The following is a 20,801-nucleotide window of genomic DNA, read 5'->3' on the forward strand; positions in this document are numbered from 1 at the left end:
ACGGGGGCGTACCCGGGCCGAGCCCAATGGTTCCCCGGGTGAGGCTTGTCTCTCCCCCCCTGCGGCGCACCGGACCGAGGGTGATGCCCCGTTAGTGTGGTTGGTCTGCTGTCGCCGTGCCTGGAGGTACCTGCCGTGTTCCTGTCCGCCCTGTCGGCCGCCGGTCCGACGTCCGACCCCGTCACTCTCGACGAGGCGGCGGAGCGGGCGAACAACGCCGCGGGCTGGGTGGAGGAGAACTGGTCCACCTGGCTGAGTGTCGGCCTGCGCATCCTGCTGATCATGCTGATCGCCACCGTGCTGCGTACGGTCATCCGCCGTTCCCTCACCAAGCTGATAGCGCGCATGAACCGCAGCGCGCAGGCGGTCGAGGGCACCGCGCTCGGCGGTCTGCTGGTCAACGCCGAGCGGCGCCGCCAGCGCTCCGAGGCGATCGGGTCCGTGCTGCGGTCCGTCGCCTCGTTCCTGATCCTGGGCACGGCCGCCCTGATGGTGCTGGGCGCGCTCAACATCAACCTGGGCCCGCTGCTCGCGTCGGCGGGTGTCGCGGGTGTGGCCCTCGGTTTCGGCGCGCGCAACCTCGTCACCGACTTCCTGTCCGGCGTCTTCATGATCCTGGAGGACCAGTACGGCGTCGGGGACAGCATCGACGCGGGAGTCGCGTCCGGCGAGGTCATCGAGGTGGGGCTGCGCGTGACCAAGCTGCGCGGCGACAACGGTGAGATCTGGTACGTACGCAACGGTGAGATCAAGCGCATCGGCAACCTGAGCCAGGGCTGGGCCACGGCCGGCGTCGACGTCCAGGTGCGCCCGACCGAGGACCTGGACCACGTCCGCAAGGTGATCGTCGAGGTCGCGGAGGAGCTGGCGAAGGCCGATCCGTGGAACGAGCTGCTGTGGGGCCCGGTCGACGTGCTGGGGCTGGACTCGGTGCTGCTCGAATCGATGACCGTGCGGATCACCGCGAAGACGATGCCGGGCAAGGCACTCGGGGTGGAGCGCGAGCTGCGCTGGCGGATCAAGCAGGCCTTCGACCGGGAGGGCATCCGCATCGTCGGCGGCCCGGTGGCCGTCGAGCAGGCGAGCACTGCGCCCGCCGACCCCACCGCGGCGCCCTCCGCCCTGGCCAGCCCCACCTCACCGCAGTCCCTGGCGGCGTCCCCGATACCGCCGTCCACGAACCTCTCCAAGTAGCGGCGCCCCCACGACACAGGGCGGCCCTCCGCGACGCCCCCGCAGGTAACGCTTTGGTTGCCGCGGGGGCGCTGTACGTTGACGGCTATTGACGGCCACCTTGCGGGCGTCTTACGTTCCTTCCACTCAATAGGAAACTTTCCTAACAATGATGTTGGACGGGAAGAGCCGAAGGGCAGGTGCAGTGCAATGGCCGGGACTCCCGGAACTCCGCGCGTTCTGCGGGCGATGAACGACCGTGCCGCGCTGGACCTGCTCCTTGAGCACGGCCCCCTCTCCCGTACGAAGATCGGCAAGCTGACCGGGCTCTCCAAGCCCACCGCGTCCCAGCTGCTGGTCCGGCTGGAGACCGCGGGACTCGTCGTCGCCACCGGCACGACCGAGGGCCGGCCGGGCCCCAATGCCCAGCTGTACGCCGTCAACGCACGCGCCGCCCATGTCGCCGGGCTCGACGTGACGCCCCGGCGCATCCGCGCCGCCGTCGCCGACCTCGCGGGCCACATGGTCGGCGAGTTCGAACTGCCGACGCCGGGGCGCCGCGCGGACAGCGTCGTACGCCAGGTGACGGACGCGCTCGACGGAGCGGTCAAGGCCGCCGGTCTCACCCGGGGCGAGCTGCACCGCGTCGTCATCGGCACCCCCGGCGCCTTCGACCCCGGCACCGGACGGCTGCGCTACGCCAGCCACCTGCCCGGCTGGCACTCCCCCGCGCTCCTCGACGAGCTGGCGGCCGTGCTGCCCATGCCCGTCGGGTACGAGAACGACGTGAACCTCGCCGCCGTCGCCGAGCAGCGCCTGGGCGCGGCCCGCGGCCACGAGAACTTCGTCCTGCTGTGGAGCGAGGAGGGCATCGGCGCGGCCCTGGTCATAGGCGGACGGCTGCACCGCGGCTGGACCGGTGGCGCGGGCGAGCTCGGCTTCATGCCGGTGCCCGGCACCCCGCTGGTGCGCCAGGTGGCCAAGGCGAACAGCGGCGGCTTCCAGGAACTCGCGGGCTCGCAGTCGGTGCCCCGGCTCGCCAGGTCGCTCGGGATCGACACGCCCCAGCACCCGTACACCGAGATCGGCGCCGCGCTGCTGGCGCGCGCCGCGGCGGCGGAGGGGGCGCCGTCGGGCGACGGACAGCCCGGCGACGAGCGGCTCGCGGAATTCCTGCGGCAGTACGCCCAGCGGCTCGCCACCGGACTCGCCTCGGTCGTCGCCGTACTCGACCCCGAACTGATCGTCCTCTCCGGCGCGCTCACCGCCGCCGGCGGGGAGCCACTGCGCTCCCTGGTCCAGGCCGAACTGGCCGAACTGGCCGCGTCGAGGCCCCGCCTCGTCATCGGCGAGGTCCTTCAGCACCCCGTACTGCGAGGCGCGTTGGAAAGCGCACTCGCGACCTCCCGCGACGAAGTGTTCGACACCTCGCGTCAGTAGCCCCCGCCGTCACAGCCCCCGGCTCCACCGTTCTCCGCGTCCGACCTCACCCTGTCCCTGCCCCTGGGAGCTCCGCCATGCGCAGAAACCGCCGCCTGACCACCACAGCTGTCGCCGTCGCCGCGATATCCGTGCTCGCCTCCGCGTGTACGGGGCAGTCGGAGAACGCCGCCAACGACGACCCGAACGCCAAGACCACGATCACCTTCTGGCACGGCTGGAGCGCCCCGGCCGAGGTCCAGGCCATCAAGGAGAACATCGACCGCTTCGAGAAGGCGCACTCGAACATCAAGGTCAAGGTCGTCGGCAACATCACCGACGACAAGCTCAACCAGGCGCTGCGCGCGGGCGGTTCCAACAGCCCCGACGTCGTGTCGTCGTTCACCACGTCCAACGTCGGCAAGTTCTGCTCGTCCGGCGCCTTCGCCGACCTGCAGCCCTTCATCGACAAGTCCAAGCTGGACATGGAGAAGACCTTCTCGAAGGTCCTCCTCGACTACACCCAGTTCGAGGGCAAGCGCTGCGCGATGCCGCTGCTCAGCGACGCGTACGGCCTGTACTACAACAAGGACGCGTTCAAGGCGGCCGGCATCAAGGCCCCGCCGAAGACCATGTCCGAGCTGGCCGAGACCGCGAAGAAACTGACGAAGACCAAGGGCGACTCGTACGAGCAGCTCGGCTTCATGCCGAACTACCACGGCTACGAGACGGTCGTCGACCACTACATGTCCTCGTGGGACCACAAGTACTTCGACGAGAACGGCAAGTCGAACATCGCCAAGGACCCGGCGTTCGCGAAGGCGTTCACGTTCCAGAAGAAGCTCGTCGGCGACCTCGGCGGCTACGCCAAGCTGGAGAAGTTCCGCACGACCTTCGGTGACGAGTTCGGTGCGAAGCACCCCTTCCACACCGGCCAGGTCGCGATGCAGCTGGACGGCGAGTGGCGCCTGGGCATGGCCGAGGACGCCAAGGTGCCCTTCGAGATCGGTGTCGCGCCGATGCCCGTCGCCGACGACGAGGCCGAGGGCTACGGCAAGGGCTTCCTGTCCGGCACGATCATGGGCATCGCCCCGGCGAGCAAGAAGCAGAACGCCGCTTGGGAGCTGGTCAAGTACATGACGACCGATACCAAGGCCGTGGTGGAGTTCGCGAACGGCATCCGCAATGTGCCCTCTACCCTGGAGGCCCTGAAGTCGCCGGACCTGGACTTCGACCCGCGCTTCAAGACGTTCCTGGAGATCGCGCAGCACCCGAAGTCCAACACCCCTGACGGCGCCGTCAACGGCGCGACGTACCAGAACACGATCCAGGACTTCGGCTTCCAGTACGAGAAGGGCCTGGCGAAGGACCTGAAGGCCGGCCTGGAAAAGACCGCCAAGCAGATCGACACCGACATCGCGAAGGCGAAGTAGTCCTCGCGATGAGCACGCACAGCACACAGCTCCCGCAGATCCCACGGAGCGCACAGAGCAGCAACAACACGCTCCGCACCAAGCGCCGGAAGGCCGCGCTCCGCACGGCGGCCTTCATGTCGCCCTGGTTGATCGGCTTCACGGTCTTCTTCGCGTACCCGCTGGTCTCCACGGTGTACTTCTCGTTCATGAAGTACGACGGCTTCGGAGTGCCCCAGTGGAACGGGCTGGCCAACTGGAGTTACGTCTTCAACGACTACCCCATGTTCTGGCCGTCCCTGCGCAACACCCTGTGGCTCGTGATCGTCATGGTCTCCTGCCGGGTCCTCTTCGGCCTCGGCGTCGGCATGCTGATCACAAAGATCAAGACGGGCACGGGCGTCTTCCGCACCCTCTTCTATCTGCCGTACCTCGCCCCGCCGGTCGCCGCGACCCTGGGCTTCGTCTTCCTGCTCAACCCGGGGACGGGGCCGGTCGACTCGATCCTCGGCGACCTGGGGCTGCCCACGCCGGGCTGGTTCAACGACGCCGCGTGGTCGAAGCCGGCCCTCACCATGCTCGCGGTGTGGGGGGTGGGCGACCTGATGGTGATCTTCATGGCCGCGCTGCTCGACGTACCGAGGGAGCAGTACGAGGCCGCGGAGCTGGACGGCGCGTCCAACTGGCAGCGCTTCCGCTTCGTGACGCTGCCGAACATCTCGCCCATCGTGATGTTCGCCGTGGTCACCGGCGTGATCCAGGCCATGCAGTACTACACACAGCCACTGGTCGCGGGGAAGGTCGCCTCCGGCATCATCGGCAACTCCGGGCAGTCCTTCGAGCCCGGTTATCCCGACAAGTCGACCCTGACGCTGCCGCAACTGGTCTACAACCTCGGCTTCCAACGCTTCGACTACGGCTCCGCCTGCGTCGTCGCACTCGTCCTGTTCGCCCTGGCCATGTGTTTCACGGCCCTGCTGATGCGGCGACGCGGCGGCCTCCTCCAGGCAGGTGAGTGACTGTCATGACCCAGCTCATCAACAGAACCGACAAGGCGGCGAAGCGGAGCGGCCCCGTGCCCGAGCTCTCACCGGCCCTGCGCACCGCGCGCCGCAAGGCGCTGCTGCACTGGATCGCCGTGCACTCCCTGGGGATCGCGGCCGCACTGTTCTTCGTGCTGCCGTTCGTCTTCCTCTTCCTCACCTCGCTGATGAGCGACCAGCAGGCGCTCACCCGCGACCTCACCCCCAACACCTGGGAGTGGGGGAACTACGTCAAGGTCTTCGAGACCCCGGGCTTCCTGACCTGGTGGCGCAACACGCTGCTGTACGCGGGCCTGGGCACCGTACTGACCGTGCTGTCGTCCGTGCCCGTGGCGTACGCACTCGCCAAGTTCCGCTTCAAGGGCCGCAATCTGTCGCTGATGCTGGTCATCTCGATGATGATGCTGCCGCCGCAGGTCGTCATCATCCCGATGTACCTGTTCTGGGCGAAGCAGTTCGACCTGTCCGGCACACTCTGGCCGCTGATCATCCCGATGGCGTTCGGTGACGCCTTCTCGATCTTCCTGCTGCGCCAGTTCCTGCTGACCATTCCCAACGAGTACATCGACGCGGCCAAGGTCGACGGCTGCGGCGAGTTCCGCACGCTGACCAGGATCGTCATCCCGATGGCGAAGCCGGGCATCGCGGCCATCGCGCTGTTCCAGTTCTTCGCCGCGTGGAACGACTACTTCGGACCACAGATCTACGCCTCCGAGAATCCGGCCGCCTGGACGTTGTCGTACGGACTCGAATCATTCAAAGGCGCACACCACACCGACTGGAATCTGACCATGGCCGCGACCGTACTGGTCATGGCCCCTGTGATCGTCGTCTTCTTCTTCGCCCAGAAGGCATTCGTCGAAGGCGTCACACTGACCGGAGTGAAGGGCTAGTTGAGGAAATGAAGCTCGCAGTCGTGGGTGGCGGGTCCACCTACACACCTGAGTTGATCGACGGCTTCGCCCGGCTGCGGGACACGCTGCCGATCGAGGAGCTGGTCCTCGTCGACCCCGCGGCCGACCGCCTGGAGCTGGTCGGCGGACTCGCCCGCCGGATCTTCGCCAAGCAGGGCCACCCGGGCACCATCACCACCACGTCGGATCTGGACGCGGGCGTGGCGAACGCCGACGCGGTGCTGCTGCAGCTGCGCGTCGGCGGACAGGCCGCGCGCCGGCAGGACGAGACCTGGCCACTGGAATGCGGCTGCGTCGGACAGGAGACCACGGGCGCCGGCGGCCTCGCCAAGGCGATGCGTACGGTCCCGATCGTCCTGGACATCGCCGAGCGGGTACGCCGGTCGAACCCGAACGCCTGGATCATCGACTTCACCAACCCGGTGGGCATTGTGACGCGGGCGCTGCTGCAGGCCGGCCACAAGGCCGTCGGTCTGTGCAACGTCGCGATCGGCTTCCAGCGCAAATTCGCGAAGCTGCTCGACGTGGCCCCGGCCGAGGTGCACCTGGACCATGTGGGACTCAACCACCTCAGCTGGGAGCTGGGCGTACGGCTCGGCGGCCCCACGGGCGAGAACCTGCTGCCCCAACTGCTCGCCCAGCACGGCGACGCGATGGCCGACGACCTGCACCTGCCGCGCGCGGTGCTCGATCGCCTCGGCGTCGTCCCCTCGTACTACCTGCGCTACTTCTACGCGCACGACGAGGTCGTACGGGAGCTCGCCACCAAGCCGTCGCGGGCCGCCGAGGTCGCCGAGATGGAGAAGGAACTCCTCGCGATGTACGGCGACCCCGCGCTCGACGAGAAGCCCGCGCTGCTCGCCAAGCGCGGCGGCGCCTTCTACTCGGAGGCGGCCGTCGACCTGGCGGCCTCGCTGCTGGGCGACGGGGGCAGCACCGTCCAGGTCGTCAACACGTACAACAACGGCACCCTGCCGTTCCTCGCGGACGACGCGGTGATCGAGGTCCAGGCCCGGGTCGACAGGACCGGCGCGACCCCGCTCGCCGTGCCGGAGCTGGACCCGCTGTACGCGGGGCTGATCGCCAACGTCACCGCGTACGAGGACCTGGCCCTGGAGGCCGCCCTGCGCGGCGGTCGCGACCGGGTCTTCAAGGCGCTGCTCGCGCACCCCCTGGTCGGGCAGTTCGAGTACGCCGAGGCGCTCACCGACAAGCTGATCGCGCACAACCGGGAGCACTTCGCGTGGGCGTGAGCGCGGCTGTCATCGCCATCGACGCGGGGAACAGCAAGACGGACGTGGCCGTGATCGGGACCGACGGATCGGTTCTCGCCGCGGCCCGCGGCGGTGGCTTCCAGCCGCCGGTGGTCGGGATCGGCGTGGCGATCGACGCGCTCGCCGTGACCGTCGGCCGGGCGCTGGAGGAGGCCGGGGTCCAGGAGGTCGAGCATGTCTCCGCCTGCCTGGCCAACGCCGACCTGCCCATCGAGGAGCGGGAGTTGGAGGCGGCGGTCCACGCGCGCGGCTGGGGCCGTACGACCGGGGTCCGCAACGACACCTTCGCGATACTGCGGGCCGGGCTGCCCTGTGGCGCCGAGGCCCTCGGGGTCGCGGTCGTGTGCGGCGCGGGCATCAACTGTGTCGGCATGCGCCCCGACGGCCGCACCGCCCGCTTCCCCGCGATCGGCCGGATCTCCGGCGACTGGGGCGGTGGCGGCGGCATGGCCGACGAGGCGATGTGGTTCGCGGCGCGGGCCGAGGACGGGCGGGGCGAGCCGACCGAACTGGCCCGCGCCCTGCCCGCGTACTTCGGTCTCGACTCGATGTACGCCCTGATCGAGGCGGTGCACCTCGGGCGCATCGAGGAGAGGCGCCGGCACGAGATGACCCCGGTACTCTTCGCGACCGGCGCGGCCGGTGACCCGGTCGCCCTCGCGCTCATCCACCGGCTGGCCGACGAGGTCGTCGCGATGGCGACGGTGGCGCTCGGCCGGCTGGACCTGCTGGACGCGGAGGCGCCGGTGCTGCTGGGCGGCAGTGTGCTGGCGGCCCGTCATCCGGAGCTGAACGACCGCGTCACGGCGCTGCTCGCCGACCGTGCGCCGAAGGCGGTGGCGGGCGTCGTCACGGCCCCGCCGGTGCTGGGCGCGGCGCTCCTGGGTCTCGACCACGTCTCGGCCCCCGCGGGGTCCCACCTGCGGTTGCGGACGCACTACGACGCATAGCGCTGCACCGCCCGGCTCCGGCCGCCGTCCCGAAGGTCCTTGACGGCGGCCGGAGTTGCGCGTACCGCACGCATGACCCGCGCAACGGGTACGAACGGGAACCGAACAGATCCCCCCTGCGTATACATAAGCGGGAGATGCGGGGAGATCGGGTAGCTGTGATCGGACAAGATCCAGTCAATCCCGGTGTGGATGTCGGTCCCTGCGGCCATACTGCTTGCCGGGTACTGCCCCCACGAAGCGCCCGGGGGGGAGAACGGACCGACTGTCCATGACCGAGGGGGAGGTCACGTGGCACACCCGCCGAATGTGCGCGAGGCGCAGCCGCCGCAGGTGCGCGAGGCGCAGCCGCCGGTGCGCGGCACCGCCTGGTCCGAGGGCGTGGACCGGTTGCGGGCCGGTGCGACGACCGAGCCCGGCCGGCTGCGGATCATCGGCGCCCTGGTGGCGGTCCTCGTCGTGGCGTTCGGAGCCGTGACGGCCTGGGAGATCTCGGGCCGCGCGTCCGCCGCCGACGACGTGGTGTCGCGCAGCCAGCCGCTGAGCGCGGACGCGGCGAGCGTCTACCGCTCCCTGGCGGACGCCGACACGGCGGCGTCGAGCGGATTCCTCGAAGGGGCGCAGGAGCCGCCGGACGTTCTCGCGCGGTACAACAAGGACGTCGCGACGGCGTCCGAGCTGCTGGTGAAGGCCGCGGCCACCACGGACAGCTCCAGCGCGTCCGGGCACGAGATAGCCACGCTGAACAAGGAACTGCCCCGCTACACCGGCCTGATCGAGCGCGCCCGTGCCAATAACCGGCAGGGCCTGCCGCTCGGCGGCGCCTATCTGCGGTACGCCAACGACCGGATGGCCAAGACCCTGCTGCCCGCCGCCGAGCGGCTGTACCAGTCGGAGACCCGCAGGCTCGGGGACGACTACGACGAGGCGAGGGTCTGGCCGTTCGCCGGGCTCGGCCTCGGTGTGGTGGCCCTCGGCGGCCTGGTCTGGGCCCAGCGGCGCAACTACCGGCGTACGAACCGGGTGTTCAACCACGGCTTGCTCGCCGCGAGCGTCGCCTCCGCCGTGGTCCTGCTGTGGCTCGGCGTCGGGCACGCGGTGTCCAGGGCCGAGCTGAACGACGCCAGGGCGCACGGCCAGGAGTCGCTGGAAGTCCTCAACGACGCCCGCATCAACTCGCTCAAGGCCCGCGCCAACGAGAACCTCACCCTGGTCGCGCGCGGCGCCGTACTGGCCAAGGACGGCAAGCGCGACCTGTACGAATCCCAGTACGCGGACAGCATGAAGATCCTCGGCGAGCGGCTGGGCGACGCGGGCAGGCTCGCCGACGACCTCGCGGGCAGCGGCCCCCTCAAGGTCGCCACCGACAGCGTCGGGAAATGGCGCGAGCGGCACGCCACTGCCCGCGCCACCGACGACGGCGGCGACTACGAGAGCGCGCGGCTGCAGATCACCGGCGACGAGAACAGCACGGACGAGTGCTTCGACGCCGTCGACGCGGCGCTGGACAAGGCCCTCGCCCATGAACAGGCCGAGTTCACCCGGGCCGCCGATGACGGGCGGGGCGCGCTGACCGGACTGCCGTTGGGCGCCGCGGTGCTGGCCGTGCTCGGCGCGGCGGGCGCCGTGCTCGGCGTCGGACGCAGGCTTTCGGAGTACAGGTGATACGGGTGGGAGGAGGCGCGGTGACCAGGACGAGCACAGGGGCCCCGGCCGGCCGGCTGCGCGGCTGGGGCGGGGTGGCGACCATGGCCGCCGCCTGCGCGCTGACGGCGTCGCTGACGCTGCTGCCGCTCTTCCATGGGGGCGGGGACGACAGCGGGAGTGCGGCTGCCGGGCAGAGCGTGACGCAGGCCGCCGCCGCGCGGGCGGACACCTGCGAGGAGCCGGAGCGCAGCCTGCGGCCCGGGGGCGGCGAGGGCGCGGCCATCGAAAAGATCAAGAAGCGCGGCAAGCTGATCGCGGGCGTCGACCAGAACAGCTTTCGTTGGGGCTACCGCAATCCGGCCACCCGCGAACTCGAAGGCTTCGACATCGACCTGGTGCGGGCCATGGCCAAGGACATCCTCGGCGACCCCGAGAAGGTCATCTACCGTGCGATCCCCACCAATCAGCGCATCCTCGCCCTCCAGGAGGACCGGGTCGACATCGTCGTGCGGACGATGACGATCAACTGCACCCGGCTGAAGGACGTCGCCTTCTCCAGCGCCTACTTCCAGGCGGGCCAGCAGGTGCTCGCCCCCAAGACATCCACCGTCAAGGGGTACGACGAGTCGCTGGCGGGCAAGAAGGTCTGCTCGGCGCAGGGCTCCACGGCGTACGACGCGCTCGCCAAGGAGTCCTTCGGCGCGGACTTCGAGAAGTTCACCGTCTCCAACCAACTGGACTGCCTGGTGCGGCTCCAGCTCGGCGAGGTCGACGCGGTCGTCACGGACAACGCCCTCGCGGCGGGCCAGGCGGCCCAGGACCCCGCGGTCGAGCTCAAGGGCAAACCGTTCACCAAGGAGTACTACGGCATCGCGGCGAAGCTCGGCAGCGACGACCTGGTCCGGCGGCTGAACCAGGTGCTCGACGACTACCGCAGCGGGGGCCCGGACGGCCCCTGGATGAAGGCGTACGACAACTGGCTGAAGGCGGACCTTCCCGGCATCAAGGAACCGCCGGAGGCCAAGTACCGCGACAATTAAGCCGGTTGGGCATGAACGCAGCAGTATCAACGGCACGAACAGCGGATCGCAGCTGGAGCGGAGAGGTGATCGATGGGCGTCGCGGGAGCCACCGGGCCGGTGATGGACCGGGACGAGGCGGACCGTGCGCTGGCGCGGCTCGGCGCGGAGTACGAAGCGATAGAGACCTCACTCCTCGCACTCCAGGACCACTCGGGCCGTCGGCTCCTCGAAGGCGCCGAGCTGACGGGCGTCACCAAGGACCGCTGGGCCACCACCGAGCACGCCGTCGCGCTGCTGTGGTCGTACTTCGACGCGTACACCGCCGTCCTGGCCGGCGCCCGTGAGCTGCGGGCCCGGCGGCGCTGGCCGAACCGGGAGGACCTGGTCGAGCTGACCGACGTACTGCGCGGCGAGAGCGTGACGGTCGCCGGGGGCGGCGTCGCGGGCGGTGCGCAGGGCGGCCACATTCCTTCGATCACCGGGCCCGCCAAGCTCTCCGAGCGGTTCACGCTGGAGGCGCTGGTGTCCCGGATGAACCAGCTCTACGCGCAGTCGCTCGACATGGTCGTCACGGCCGACGCGGTGTGGTCCGCGCTGCCCGCCCGCATCGATCTGCTCGCCGCCGAGCTGCTGCGCACCCGGTCGCTGGCGCACTCCGTCGGCGTACGGCCCGGGGAGCACCCGGCGGGCGACGACCTGGCGGAGATCACCCAGGAGCTGACGACGCTGCGCAGCCAGGTCGTGACGGACCCGCTCGCCTTCTGGCGTCCGGGACTTGGCAGTTCGGCGCCCGGCGGCGGCCGGCCCGACACCGAGAGGTACGACCGGGCGGCGCGTGCGCTGGAGGAGATCCGGCGCGAGATCGAGGCGGTCCTCGGCGTGCGGCAGGACGCGGAGCAGCGACTGCTGCGGCTCCAGGACGTCCTCTCGCGCGCGGACCGCACACTCACCGAGGCACGGTCGGCGCGCGGCGAGGTCCTGGCGAAGATCGCCGCGTCGGAGGTCCCCGCGGTCAGCGGCCCCTCCACGGCGCTCCAGGAGCAGTTGGTGCTGGCCGCCGGGTATCGCAGACACGCCCAGTGGCACCGCCTCTCGCCGCTCCTGGAGTCGCTGGAGCGAGAGGCCGAGGACGAACTGCTGCGCGCCCGCGAGTCGTTGTCCCGGGTCACCGAACCACTGGCGGTGCGCGCCGAGTTGCGCGGCCGTCTCGACGCGTACAAGGCGAAGGTCGCCCGGCACGGCATGGCGGAGGATCCGCTGCTGATGGAGCGGTACGAGGCGGCCCGCCGGATGCTGTGGAGCGCGCCCTGCGATCTGCGCGCCGCCGAGCAGGCGGTACTGCGCTACCAGCGGGCCACGGCGGAGGTCCTGATCCCGCGGCAGACCGGCCCCGCCGACCGCGCGGGGCCCTCGCGGAGCGACAAAGGGGATTCAGCATGAGCAAGTGCCAGCGCCCCGGGTGCGAGGGGTCGTACGAGGACATGGGCGGCGGCGAGATGTACTGCGACACCTGCGGTCTCGCGCCCGTCGTCTCGCCGTCCGGCACCCTGTCGTCGCCGCCGACCGGCATCACGGCCGGCGGGCGCAGCAGCAGGGCCAGCAGCAACAACGGCTCGGGCCGTAGCAGTTCGCGGGCCTCCTCGCGGGCGTCCGAGCGCTCGTCGCGCTCCTCGACCTCGCGGCGTTCCGTCTCCGGGCGGCTCTCGCGCGCGCTGTCGGGCTCGGCCACCTCCCGCTCGGTGTCCGTCCGCAGCTCCGGTGCGTCGTCGAACGCGTCGGGCCGCAGCAGGCTCGGTGCCGGGCTCGTTTCCATACCGGACGTGCCGCGGCCCGACCCGCGCTCGGCGGTGATGGAGAACCCGGAGGTTCCCGAGCGCAAGCGGTTCTGCAGCCGCAGCGACTGCGGGGCGCCGGTGGGGCGGTCCCGTGGCGAACGGCCGGGCCGCACCGAGGGGTTCTGCACCAAATGCGGCAACCCGTACTCCTTCATCCCCAAGCTCGCCACCGGTGACATCGTGCACGGTCAGTACGAGGTCATGGGCTGCCTGGCGCACGGCGGCCTCGGCTGGGTCTATCTCGCGGTCGACCGCGCGGTGTCCGACCGTTGGGTGGTCCTCAAGGGTCTGCTGGACACGGGCGACCAGGACGCGATGGCCGCGGCGATCTCGGAGCGGCGTTTCCTCGCCGAGATCGAGCACTCCAACATCGTCCGCATCTACAACTTCGTCGAGCACCTCGATCAGCGCACCGGCTCCCTCGACGGTTACATCGTCATGGAGTACGTCGGCGGCAAGTCGCTCAAGGAGATCGCCAACGAGCGGCGGAGCGCGGCGGGCAAGCGCGATCCGCTGCCGGTGGAGCAGGCCTGCGCGTACGGCATCGAGGCGCTGGAGGCGCTCGGCCACCTGCACAGCAGGAACCTTTTGTACTGCGACTTCAAGGTCGACAACGCGATCCAGCAGCAGGACCAGCTGAAGCTCATCGACATGGGCGCGGTCCGCAGGATGGACGACGACGAGAGCGCGATCTACGGGACCGTGGGCTACCAGGGCCCCGAGGTCGCCGAGGTCGGGCCGTCCGTCGCCTCCGACCTGTACACGGTGGCGCGCACACTGGCCGTGCTGACCTTCGACTTCCAGGGCTACACGAATGTCTTCGTGGACAGCCTGCCCGACCCGGACAACATCGAGGTCTTCCGTACGTACGAGTCCTTCTACCGCCTGCTGGTCCGGGCCACCGACCCGGATCCGGCGCGGCGGTTCGCCTCGGCGACGGAGATGGCGGAGCAGCTGACGGGCGTCCTGCGGGAGGTCGTGGCGGTCCAGTCGGGCCGGGCGCGGCCCGCGCTCTCGACGCTGTTCGGCCCGGAGCTGCGGGTGACGGACGCGCGGCTGTTCGCCGAGCTGACGGGTGACGCGTCACAGCTCGGCGGCCGGTCCGTGCCGCTCTCCCGGCGCGCCCGCCGCGACGCGGCCCGCGCCGGGGGCCGCGTCGTGATCCCGGCCCAGCAGGGCGCCGCCCCCTCGGGCGCTCCCGGCGCCGTCAACTTCCCGGCGCAGGGCGCGGGGGCGCCCGGCGGAGTCGGGGGGTACGGAGCGGTCGGCGCCGGGGTGTACGGCGCGGGCAACAGCGCGGCCACGCCCGACGGGCAGCCGGGCCCGGCGCTGCCCGGAGCGCAGCCGGTCGGTGCGGGTCCTGCGGGGTCCGGCGGCGCCGGCTTCGGCTTCGGCTTCGGCGGCCACTCGGGTCCCGCCCTCGCGGTGGCTCCGCACGCTCACGTCTCCCCTTCCGTCGCCGGGGCCGCGACGCCGACCGGCGCACTCCTGCCGCACGGGACGCCGCACGCCCGGACCAACGGCGCCGGGGTGCCGTTCCTCGCGGCCCTCGACCCGCGCGCCACCGCGCTCGCGCTGCCCGTGCCGCGCGTCGACCCGCACGACCCCAACGCGGGCTTCCTGGCCGGTCTGATGGCCTCCGCGCCCGCCGAGCTGATCGCCGCCCTCCAGTCCGCCCCCGGCGACTCCGTCGAGCGCCGGCTGCGCGAGCTGCGCGCCCGGCTGGAGATGAACGAGCCCGCCACCGCCGCCGAGGCGCTGGCAACCCTGGAAGCGCGGCACCCGGACGACTGGCGGGTCGTCTGGTACCGCGGCATCGCCTCCCTCACCACCGGCGAGAACGAGCTCGCGGCGCTCTCCTTCGACGCGATCTACGACGCGTTTCCCGGCGAGGCCGCGCCCAAGCTCGCCCTCGCCGTCTGCGCCGAGGTCCTCGGCCAGCTCGACAACGCGGCGGAGTACTACCGCCTGGTGTGGACGACCGACCCGAGTTACGTCAGCGCGGCCTTCGGCCTCGCCCGCGTCCAACTCGCGGCGGGCGACAGGCCGGGCGCCGTGCGCTCGCTGGAGTCCGTGCCCGAGGCGTCGATCCACTACACGGCGGCGCGGGTCGCCGCCGTGCGGGCACGACTGCGCAGACGCGCCGCGAGTGACCCGCTGACCGACGACCTGATGGCCGCCGCCGCCCAGGTGGAGGCGCTGCGGAGCTTCGGCCTCGACGCCGTACGCCGTGAGCAGCTTTCCACCGAAGTCCTCGGCAGCGCCCTCGACTGGGTACTCTCCGGTGGGCACGGGGCACGCCCCGTGCGGTCCGCGCTGCTCGGCAGCCCACTGGACGAGCGCGGCCTGCGCTTCGGGCTGGAGCGCTCGTACCGGGTGCTCGCCCGGCTCGCGCAGCGCGGGGATGAAAGGATCGACCTGGTGGAACGGGCCAACCGTTTCCGCCCCCGGACCTGGGTGTGATGATGTCGCAGATGCACCAGCTGTCCGCCTGTCCCGGCTGCGAGGAGCCGCTGGATACGGCTGACTTGTTCTGCGGGGCGTGCGGGTACGACCTGTCGGCCGTCCCGCAGCCGCCGGACGACCACCCGACGGTGGCCATCGCGGTGGCGCCGTGCGCCGCATCGGCGGGCAGCTCCGACTCGGGTGAGGAGCGCGGCGATCCGTCGCAGGACGCGACCGCGGCCGTGCGCTTGGACGACCCGCCCGCGCCCGCGGCCCCGGGCGACGACTACGCGCTCGCCTCTCCCGACGCCGCGCCGCCCGCCGACCCCCGCTCCCCGGAGCACGAGGCGACCCCGGCGGCCGGTACGCCCCTGGGCGGCAAGACCTGCGTGGCCTGCCGGGCGGGCAGGATCGACGAGGACGGCTACTGCGAGAACTGCGGCCACGCCCAGCCCCGCGAGCGCGACCACATGGAGCAGGAACTGGACGCCGTGGCGGCGGTCAGCGACCGCGGTCTGCGCCACCACCGCAACGAGGACGCCTTCGCGCTCTCGACGACGGCCCTGCCCGACGGTTCGCCCGCGGTCGTCGCGATCGTCTGCGACGGCGTGTCGTCGGCGACCCGCCCCGACGAGGCTTCGGCCGCCGCCGCGAGCACCGCCAACGAGGCCCTGCTGGAGTCCCTGCCGCGCGGCACGCACCCGCAGCAGGCGATGCACGAGGCGATCGTCGCGGCGGCCGAGTCCGTCAACTCCCTTGCCAATGAGCCCGGTCGGGCCGTGGAGCACGATCCCCACCGCAATTCGCCCGCCTGCACCCTGGTCGGCGCGATCGTCGCGAGCGGCCTGTTGGTCGTCGGCTGGGTCGGCGACAGCCGCGTCTACTGGGTGCCCGACGACCGTACGGCGCCGCCCGCCCGGCTCACCGAGGACGACTCCTGGGCGGCCCAGATGGTGGCGGCTGGCCTGATGAACGAGGCGGAGGCGTACGCCGACGACCGCGCCCACGCCATCACGGGTTGGCTCGGCGCCGACGCCTACGAACTGGAGCCGCACACGGCTTCCTTCAAGCCGGACCGGCCCGGTGTGGTGGTGGTGTGCACGGACGGGCTGTGGAACTACTCGGAGGCGGCGCAGGAAATGGCGCGGGTCGCACCGGCGGACGCCGCCGAGCGGCCGTTGCACTGCGCCCAGGTGCTGGTGGGGCATGCCCTCGACGGCGGGGGCCACGACAACGTAACAGTGGCCGTGCTGCCGTTCCGGGTGCCGTCCCAAGGGGCAGGATCGGCCTACGGCACGGCGTAGGACCACTGTTTCTTCCCGCTACTTCACTTCTTCATCGCCTTCACCACTTGTCACGTGGAGACTTGTCACGTGGAGCCTCAAGGAGCCGATTCGATGGCCAACTTCGCCAAGTCCCGGGTGCCGCAATTCTCCGTCGAGGTCTATCAGAACGAATACCTGCCGGAGGGCGGTCGTGAGGTCAACGCGATTGTCACGGTGACCTCCACCGGCGGTGGTACGAGCGGCAGTTCGCGGCTGACCGGGGCCGGGCTCTCCCCCGCGTTCATACCCGGGCAGGGGCCCGCCGCCGCCGTTGTGATCATGGTCGACTGTTCCGGTTCGATGGACTACCCGCCGACGAAGATGCGCAACGCGCGGGACGCGACGGCCGCCGCCATCGACACCCTGCGCGACGGCGTCGCCTTCGCGGTGATCGGCGGTACGCACATCGCCAAGGAGGTCTACCCCGGCAATGGCGCTCTCGCGGTGGCGGACGGCCGCACCAGGGCCCAGGCCAAGGAGTCCCTGCGCAAGCTCAGCGCGGGCGGCGGCACGGCGATCGGCACCTGGCTGCAACTGGCGGACCGGCTGCTCGGCTCGGCCGAAGTCGCCATCAGGCACGGCATCGTACTGACGGACGGGCGTAACGAGCACGAGTCCCCGGAGGACCTGAGAGCCGCGCTCGACTCCTGCGCCGGCCGCTTCACCTGCGACGCCCGCGGCGTCGGCACGGACTGGGAGGTCAAGGAGGTCACCGGCATCGCCTCGGCGCTCCTGGGCACGGCCGACATCGTCGCCGATCCGGGCGGCCTGTCGGCCGACTTCACGCGGATGATGGAGGAGGCGATGGGCAAGGAGGTCGCGGACGTCGCACTGCGGCTGTGGACGCCCGTCGGCGTGGAGATCAAGTTCGTCAAGCAGGTCGCGCCCACGGTCGAGGAGCTGACCGGGCGGCGGACCGAGGTGGGCCCGCGCGCCGGGGACTACCCGACGGGCTCCTGGGGCGACGAGTCCCGCGACTACCACGTGTGCGTGCAGGTGCCCGAGGCCGGCATCGGGCAGGAAATGCTGGCGGCCCGGGTCTCGCTCGTCCTGCCGACAGTGGGCGACGGCGCGCCGCAGACGCTTTCGCAGGGGCTCGTACGAGCCGTGTGGACGGACGACATGGCGGCCTCCACATCCATCAATCCCCAGGTCGCGCACTACACGGGTCAGGCCGAACTGGCACAAGTCATCCAGCAGGGTCTCGATGCGCGCAAGTCGGGCGACTACGACGGTGCGACCGCGAAGCTCGGCCGTGCGGTACAGCTCGCGGCGGCGTCGGGGAACGCGGACACTGCGAAACTGCTTTCGAAGGTGGTGGACGTCGTCGACGAGGCGACGGGTACTGTGCGACTGAAGGCGAAAGTCGCGGATGCGGACGAGATGACCCTCGAAACACGCTCCACGAAGACAGTTCGCGTCAAGAAGTAGCGCAGAGCGACCCAAGAAGTAATTCAAGAAGTAAGTACAGATTTACGGCCTCCGGGCCGGACTGAGAGGGGGATGCGCCGACATGCCGACCTGCCCGAACGGACACCAGTCGGGTTCCGACGACTGGTGCGAGGTCTGCGGCCATCGCATGGCCGGCGCCGTGCCGCCGCCGCCCCCTCCGCCGCCCGCTCCCGGTTACGGATACCCGCCGCAGGGCCAGGACGCCTACGCGCAGGGGGCCGACCCCTTCGCACGCGGCTCCGACGCCACCCAGCAGGCGGAGCTCTGCCCGCAGTGCCGCACCCCGCGTGAGGGCATGACTCCGTACTGCGAGGAGTGCCGGTGGAACTTCCTCACCAGTACGGCGACCTCGTACACCCCGGTGGCCCCGCACAACGCGGGCCCCGGCCCGGCACCCGCCCCCGATTCCGGTCTCAATCCGCCGCCCGGGTTCCATTCGCCGCAGCAGGGGCCGCCGCCGGTTCCTCGTGACCCGTACGACTACCAGGGCTCGCGTCCGTCGCAGGTGAACAGGTCGGCCGAGCCGATCGCGCCCGAGCACCAGGGGCAGCAGGCACCGCCGCACCCCTTCCAGCAGCAGCCCGGCCCGCCGCCCCCGCCGCAGGCGTTCCAACAGCCCGGCCCGCCGCCTCCGCCCCAGGCGTTCCAGCAGCCGGGCCCGCCCGCGCCGCCTCTGGCGTTCCAGCAGCCGCAGGCGCCGCAGCGACAGGGCAACGCCGAGGACGACTGGATGCTGCCCCCGCCGTCGCAGCAACAGCAAGCGCAGCAGGCACAGCAGCAGCACCAGCCGCAGCAGGCACCCCCGCAGCAGTACCAGCCCCCCAGCGTCGCGCCCACGAGCTGGACCGCGACGGTGGGACCCGACCGTGACTACTTCATGGCGATGATGCAGCGCAGCGGCCCGGACGCGGCGGGGCTCAACCTGCCCGCCTACTCGCCCGAGCAGCAGCGCCCGCTCACCGGCAACCAGATCACCATCGGGCGCCGCCGCCACAGCACGGGCGAGGCCCCGGACATCGATCTGTCCGTACCGCCGGAGGACCCGGGTGTCTCGCACCAGCACGCGGTCCTGGTCCAGCAGCCCGACGGCGGCTGGGCCGTGGTCGACCAGAACTCGACCAACGGCACCACGGTCAACGGCGGGGAGGATCCCGTCCAGCCCTACGTCCCGATCCCGCTCCAGGACGGCGACCGGGTCCACGTCGGCGCCTGGACGACGATCACGGTCCGCCGGGCCTGAGGGGCCGAGGGCCCGGCCCGAGGGCCCGGCCCGCACAGTCGCACCCGAGGCCGACGGGCCCGGTGAGGGCGTCCCTGGCCGGTCAGCGGCCCGCCAGGGGCCAGGCATACGGCCCCTGTGGGTCGTCCAGCCAGGCCCACTCACTGTCCGCGGTGATCGTGACACCGAAGCGATCACGCTCCGGCCGCCTCTCGCGGTGCCAGAGCGCGAGCGCGTCGTGCGGGTCCAGGCCGCCCGCCGTCAGGCCGAGCAGAAACTGGAAGAGCTCGTCCTCCAGCGCCTGGCGGGGCAGCCCGCCGGTGTTCCTCGGCAGGGGCGCCGCCGGGCCGCCGCGCAGCGGGACGAAGTACGCCGAGGTGTGCAGGAAGCGCCCCTCCGCGTGTGTGGCGTCGCGTACCTCCAATGAGATCAGCCCGGTCGACAGCGGCGCCAGGATCCGGGCCCCCGGCCGGCACTGGGCCGGCCAGTCGCGCGGTACGGACGGCAGGGCGCATGTCGCGATGATCCGGTCGAACGGGGCGCGGGCCGGGCAGCCGCGCGCCCCGTCCCCGGTGACCACCGCGGGGTGTCGGCCGGCCGCTGTCAGATGGTTTCGCGCCGACTCGGTGATCTCCGGGTCGAGGTCGATGGTGGTCACCAGGTCGTCACCGAGCCGGTGTGCGAGCAGGGCGGCGTTGTAGCCGGTGCCCGCACCGATCTCCAGTACGGCGTGCCCGTCCCGAATCTCCAGCTCCGCCAGCATCCTGGCCATCAGCGAGGGCTGGCTGCTGGAGGAGACCAGGTCGCCGTCGCGCATGCGGGTGGCGAGCGGCCGGTCCGCGTAGACCCCTTCCAGCCAGCGCGTCCGCCGGGCCGGATCGGGGTCCTCGCCCCACAGCCGCTCGAAGCCGCCGCTCCGGCCGACGAAGTAGTACGGCACGAACAGGTGCCGCGGGATCTCGGCGAAGGCCGCCCGCCAAGCGGGATCCGCCAAGGCTCCGGTCGCCTCGACCGATCGCACCAGCCGTGCGCGGGCCTCGGCATACATGTCCACGTGTGTGCCCATACGCCCACTGTCGCGCGGCAGGGCGCCTGAGGCGAGTGCCGGCCATGCTCCGGCGGCCGTGGTCCTGGGGCCGAAGTCCCAGGGCTCGCAGTCTGAGACGATGGACGGGTGAACGAGATTCCGCGCGGCACGCTTCAGGAGCAGACCTTCTACGAGCAGGTCGGCGGCGAGGAGACCTTCCGGCGCCTGGTCCACCGCTTCTACCAGGGGGTCGCGGACGATCCGCTGCTGCGGCCGATGTACCCGGAGGAGGATCTGGGCCCCGCCGAGGAGCGGCTGGTCCTGTTCCTGATGCAGTACTGGGGCGGCCCGCGCACCTACAGCGACGAACGCGGCCACCCCCGTCTGCGCATGCGGCACGCCCCGTTCACCGTCGACAAGGCGGCACACGACGCGTGGCTGAAGCACATGAGGGTGGCGGTCGAGGAACTCGGCCTCTCCGAGGAGCACCGACTCCAGCTGTGGAACTACCTGACGTACGCGGCCGCGTCGATGGTCAACACCACCGGCTGACCGGCCCGGCCCCGGTGGGCGCCCGCCCGGCCTTCGGTCCCGGCCTGCGTTGGGCCCGCCCGGCCCGTGTTCGGGCCGTCCGGCTCCCCGCG

The 20,801-nt window shown here is 71.3% G+C and carries 16 protein-coding genes; 15 read left to right on the forward strand and 1 reads right to left on the reverse strand.

Going from position 1 to position 20,801, the window contains the following annotated elements; translation table 11 throughout:
* Nucleotides 1–135: 135 nt before the first annotated feature.
* The 14 genes from ACLLJJ_RS11440 to ACLLJJ_RS11505 all read left to right on the forward strand — a co-directional run bounded on the left by ACLLJJ_RS11440 (nucleotide 136) and on the right by ACLLJJ_RS11505 (nucleotide 19,151).
* Entirely contained in the window at nucleotides 136–1,194 is a 1,059-nt protein-coding gene (locus tag ACLLJJ_RS11440) for a mechanosensitive ion channel family protein (protein WP_434589568.1), read from the forward strand.
* Nucleotides 1,195–1,383: 189 nt separating this feature from the next.
* On the forward strand, nucleotides 1,384–2,613 hold the full coding sequence (locus tag ACLLJJ_RS11445) for an ROK family protein (RefSeq protein WP_434589571.1): 1,230 nt from the start codon (nucleotides 1,384–1,386) through the stop codon (nucleotides 2,611–2,613).
* Nucleotides 2,614–2,690: 77 nt separating this feature from the next.
* Nucleotides 2,691–4,025 carry an ABC transporter substrate-binding protein gene (locus ACLLJJ_RS11450; RefSeq protein ID WP_434589574.1) on the forward strand — a complete coding sequence of 445 codons (1,335 nt, stop codon included), beginning with the start codon at nucleotides 2,691–2,693 and terminating at the stop codon, nucleotides 4,023–4,025.
* Between the two features lie 8 nt (nucleotides 4,026–4,033).
* Complete coding sequence (locus tag ACLLJJ_RS11455) at nucleotides 4,034–5,023, forward strand: carbohydrate ABC transporter permease (RefSeq protein WP_434589577.1); 990 nt, start codon at nucleotides 4,034–4,036, stop codon at nucleotides 5,021–5,023.
* Nucleotides 5,024–5,028: 5 nt separating this feature from the next.
* On the forward strand, nucleotides 5,029–5,940 hold the full coding sequence (locus ACLLJJ_RS11460; protein WP_434589579.1) for a carbohydrate ABC transporter permease: 912 nt from the start codon (nucleotides 5,029–5,031) through the stop codon (nucleotides 5,938–5,940).
* An 8-nt stretch (nucleotides 5,941–5,948) separates the two neighbouring features.
* A complete protein-coding gene (locus ACLLJJ_RS11465; RefSeq protein ID WP_434589582.1) occupies nucleotides 5,949–7,214 on the forward strand; it encodes a 6-phospho-beta-glucosidase in 1,266 nt (421 codons plus the stop codon).
* On the forward strand, nucleotides 7,205–8,185 hold the full coding sequence (locus ACLLJJ_RS11470) for an N-acetylglucosamine kinase (RefSeq protein WP_434589584.1): 981 nt from the start codon (nucleotides 7,205–7,207) through the stop codon (nucleotides 8,183–8,185). Before ACLLJJ_RS11465 ends, ACLLJJ_RS11470 begins: the two co-directional genes overlap by 10 nt.
* A gap of 291 nt (nucleotides 8,186–8,476) precedes the next feature.
* Nucleotides 8,477–9,850, forward strand: coding sequence for a hypothetical protein (locus tag ACLLJJ_RS11475; RefSeq protein WP_434589587.1), 1,374 nt, complete (start codon nucleotides 8,477–8,479; stop codon nucleotides 9,848–9,850).
* Nucleotides 9,851–9,870: 20 nt separating this feature from the next.
* Nucleotides 9,871–10,872, forward strand: a complete 1,002-nt coding sequence (locus tag ACLLJJ_RS11480) for a glutamate ABC transporter substrate-binding protein (protein WP_434589589.1) — start codon at nucleotides 9,871–9,873, stop codon at nucleotides 10,870–10,872.
* Between the two features lie 72 nt (nucleotides 10,873–10,944).
* A complete protein-coding gene (locus ACLLJJ_RS11485) occupies nucleotides 10,945–12,294 on the forward strand; it encodes a hypothetical protein (protein ID WP_434589592.1) in 1,350 nt (449 codons plus the stop codon).
* The gene (locus tag ACLLJJ_RS11490) at nucleotides 12,291–15,152 is read left to right on the forward strand and encodes a tetratricopeptide repeat protein (RefSeq protein WP_434589595.1); all 2,862 of its coding nucleotides are present in this window, start codon (nucleotides 12,291–12,293) and stop codon (nucleotides 15,150–15,152) included. Before ACLLJJ_RS11485 ends, ACLLJJ_RS11490 begins: the two co-directional genes overlap by 4 nt.
* Nucleotides 15,153–15,154: 2 nt before the next feature.
* Complete coding sequence (locus ACLLJJ_RS11495; RefSeq protein ID WP_434589598.1) at nucleotides 15,155–16,438, forward strand: PP2C family protein-serine/threonine phosphatase; 1,284 nt, start codon at nucleotides 15,155–15,157, stop codon at nucleotides 16,436–16,438.
* Between the two features lie 93 nt (nucleotides 16,439–16,531).
* A complete protein-coding gene (locus tag ACLLJJ_RS11500) occupies nucleotides 16,532–17,890 on the forward strand; it encodes a vWA domain-containing protein (protein ID WP_434589601.1) in 1,359 nt (452 codons plus the stop codon).
* An 82-nt stretch (nucleotides 17,891–17,972) separates the two neighbouring features.
* Entirely contained in the window at nucleotides 17,973–19,151 is a 1,179-nt protein-coding gene (locus ACLLJJ_RS11505) for an FHA domain-containing protein (protein ID WP_434589603.1), read from the forward strand.
* 82 nt (nucleotides 19,152–19,233) lie between these two features.
* Here the strand turns inward: ACLLJJ_RS11505 and ACLLJJ_RS11510 are convergent, their stop codons facing one another.
* The gene (locus ACLLJJ_RS11510) at nucleotides 19,234–20,196 is read right to left on the reverse strand and encodes a methyltransferase domain-containing protein (RefSeq protein WP_434589606.1); all 963 of its coding nucleotides are present in this window, start codon (nucleotides 20,194–20,196) and stop codon (nucleotides 19,234–19,236) included.
* Between the two features lie 108 nt (nucleotides 20,197–20,304).
* On the opposite strand from ACLLJJ_RS11510, the gene ACLLJJ_RS11515 reads away from it, so the two are divergent.
* On the forward strand, nucleotides 20,305–20,709 hold the full coding sequence (locus ACLLJJ_RS11515) for a globin (RefSeq protein WP_434589609.1): 405 nt from the start codon (nucleotides 20,305–20,307) through the stop codon (nucleotides 20,707–20,709).
* Nucleotides 20,710–20,801 lie beyond the last annotated feature (92 nt).

This window comes from Streptomyces sp. A5-4 (assembly GCF_051131715.1).
GTDB lineage: Bacteria > Actinomycetota > Actinomycetes > Streptomycetales > Streptomycetaceae > Streptomyces.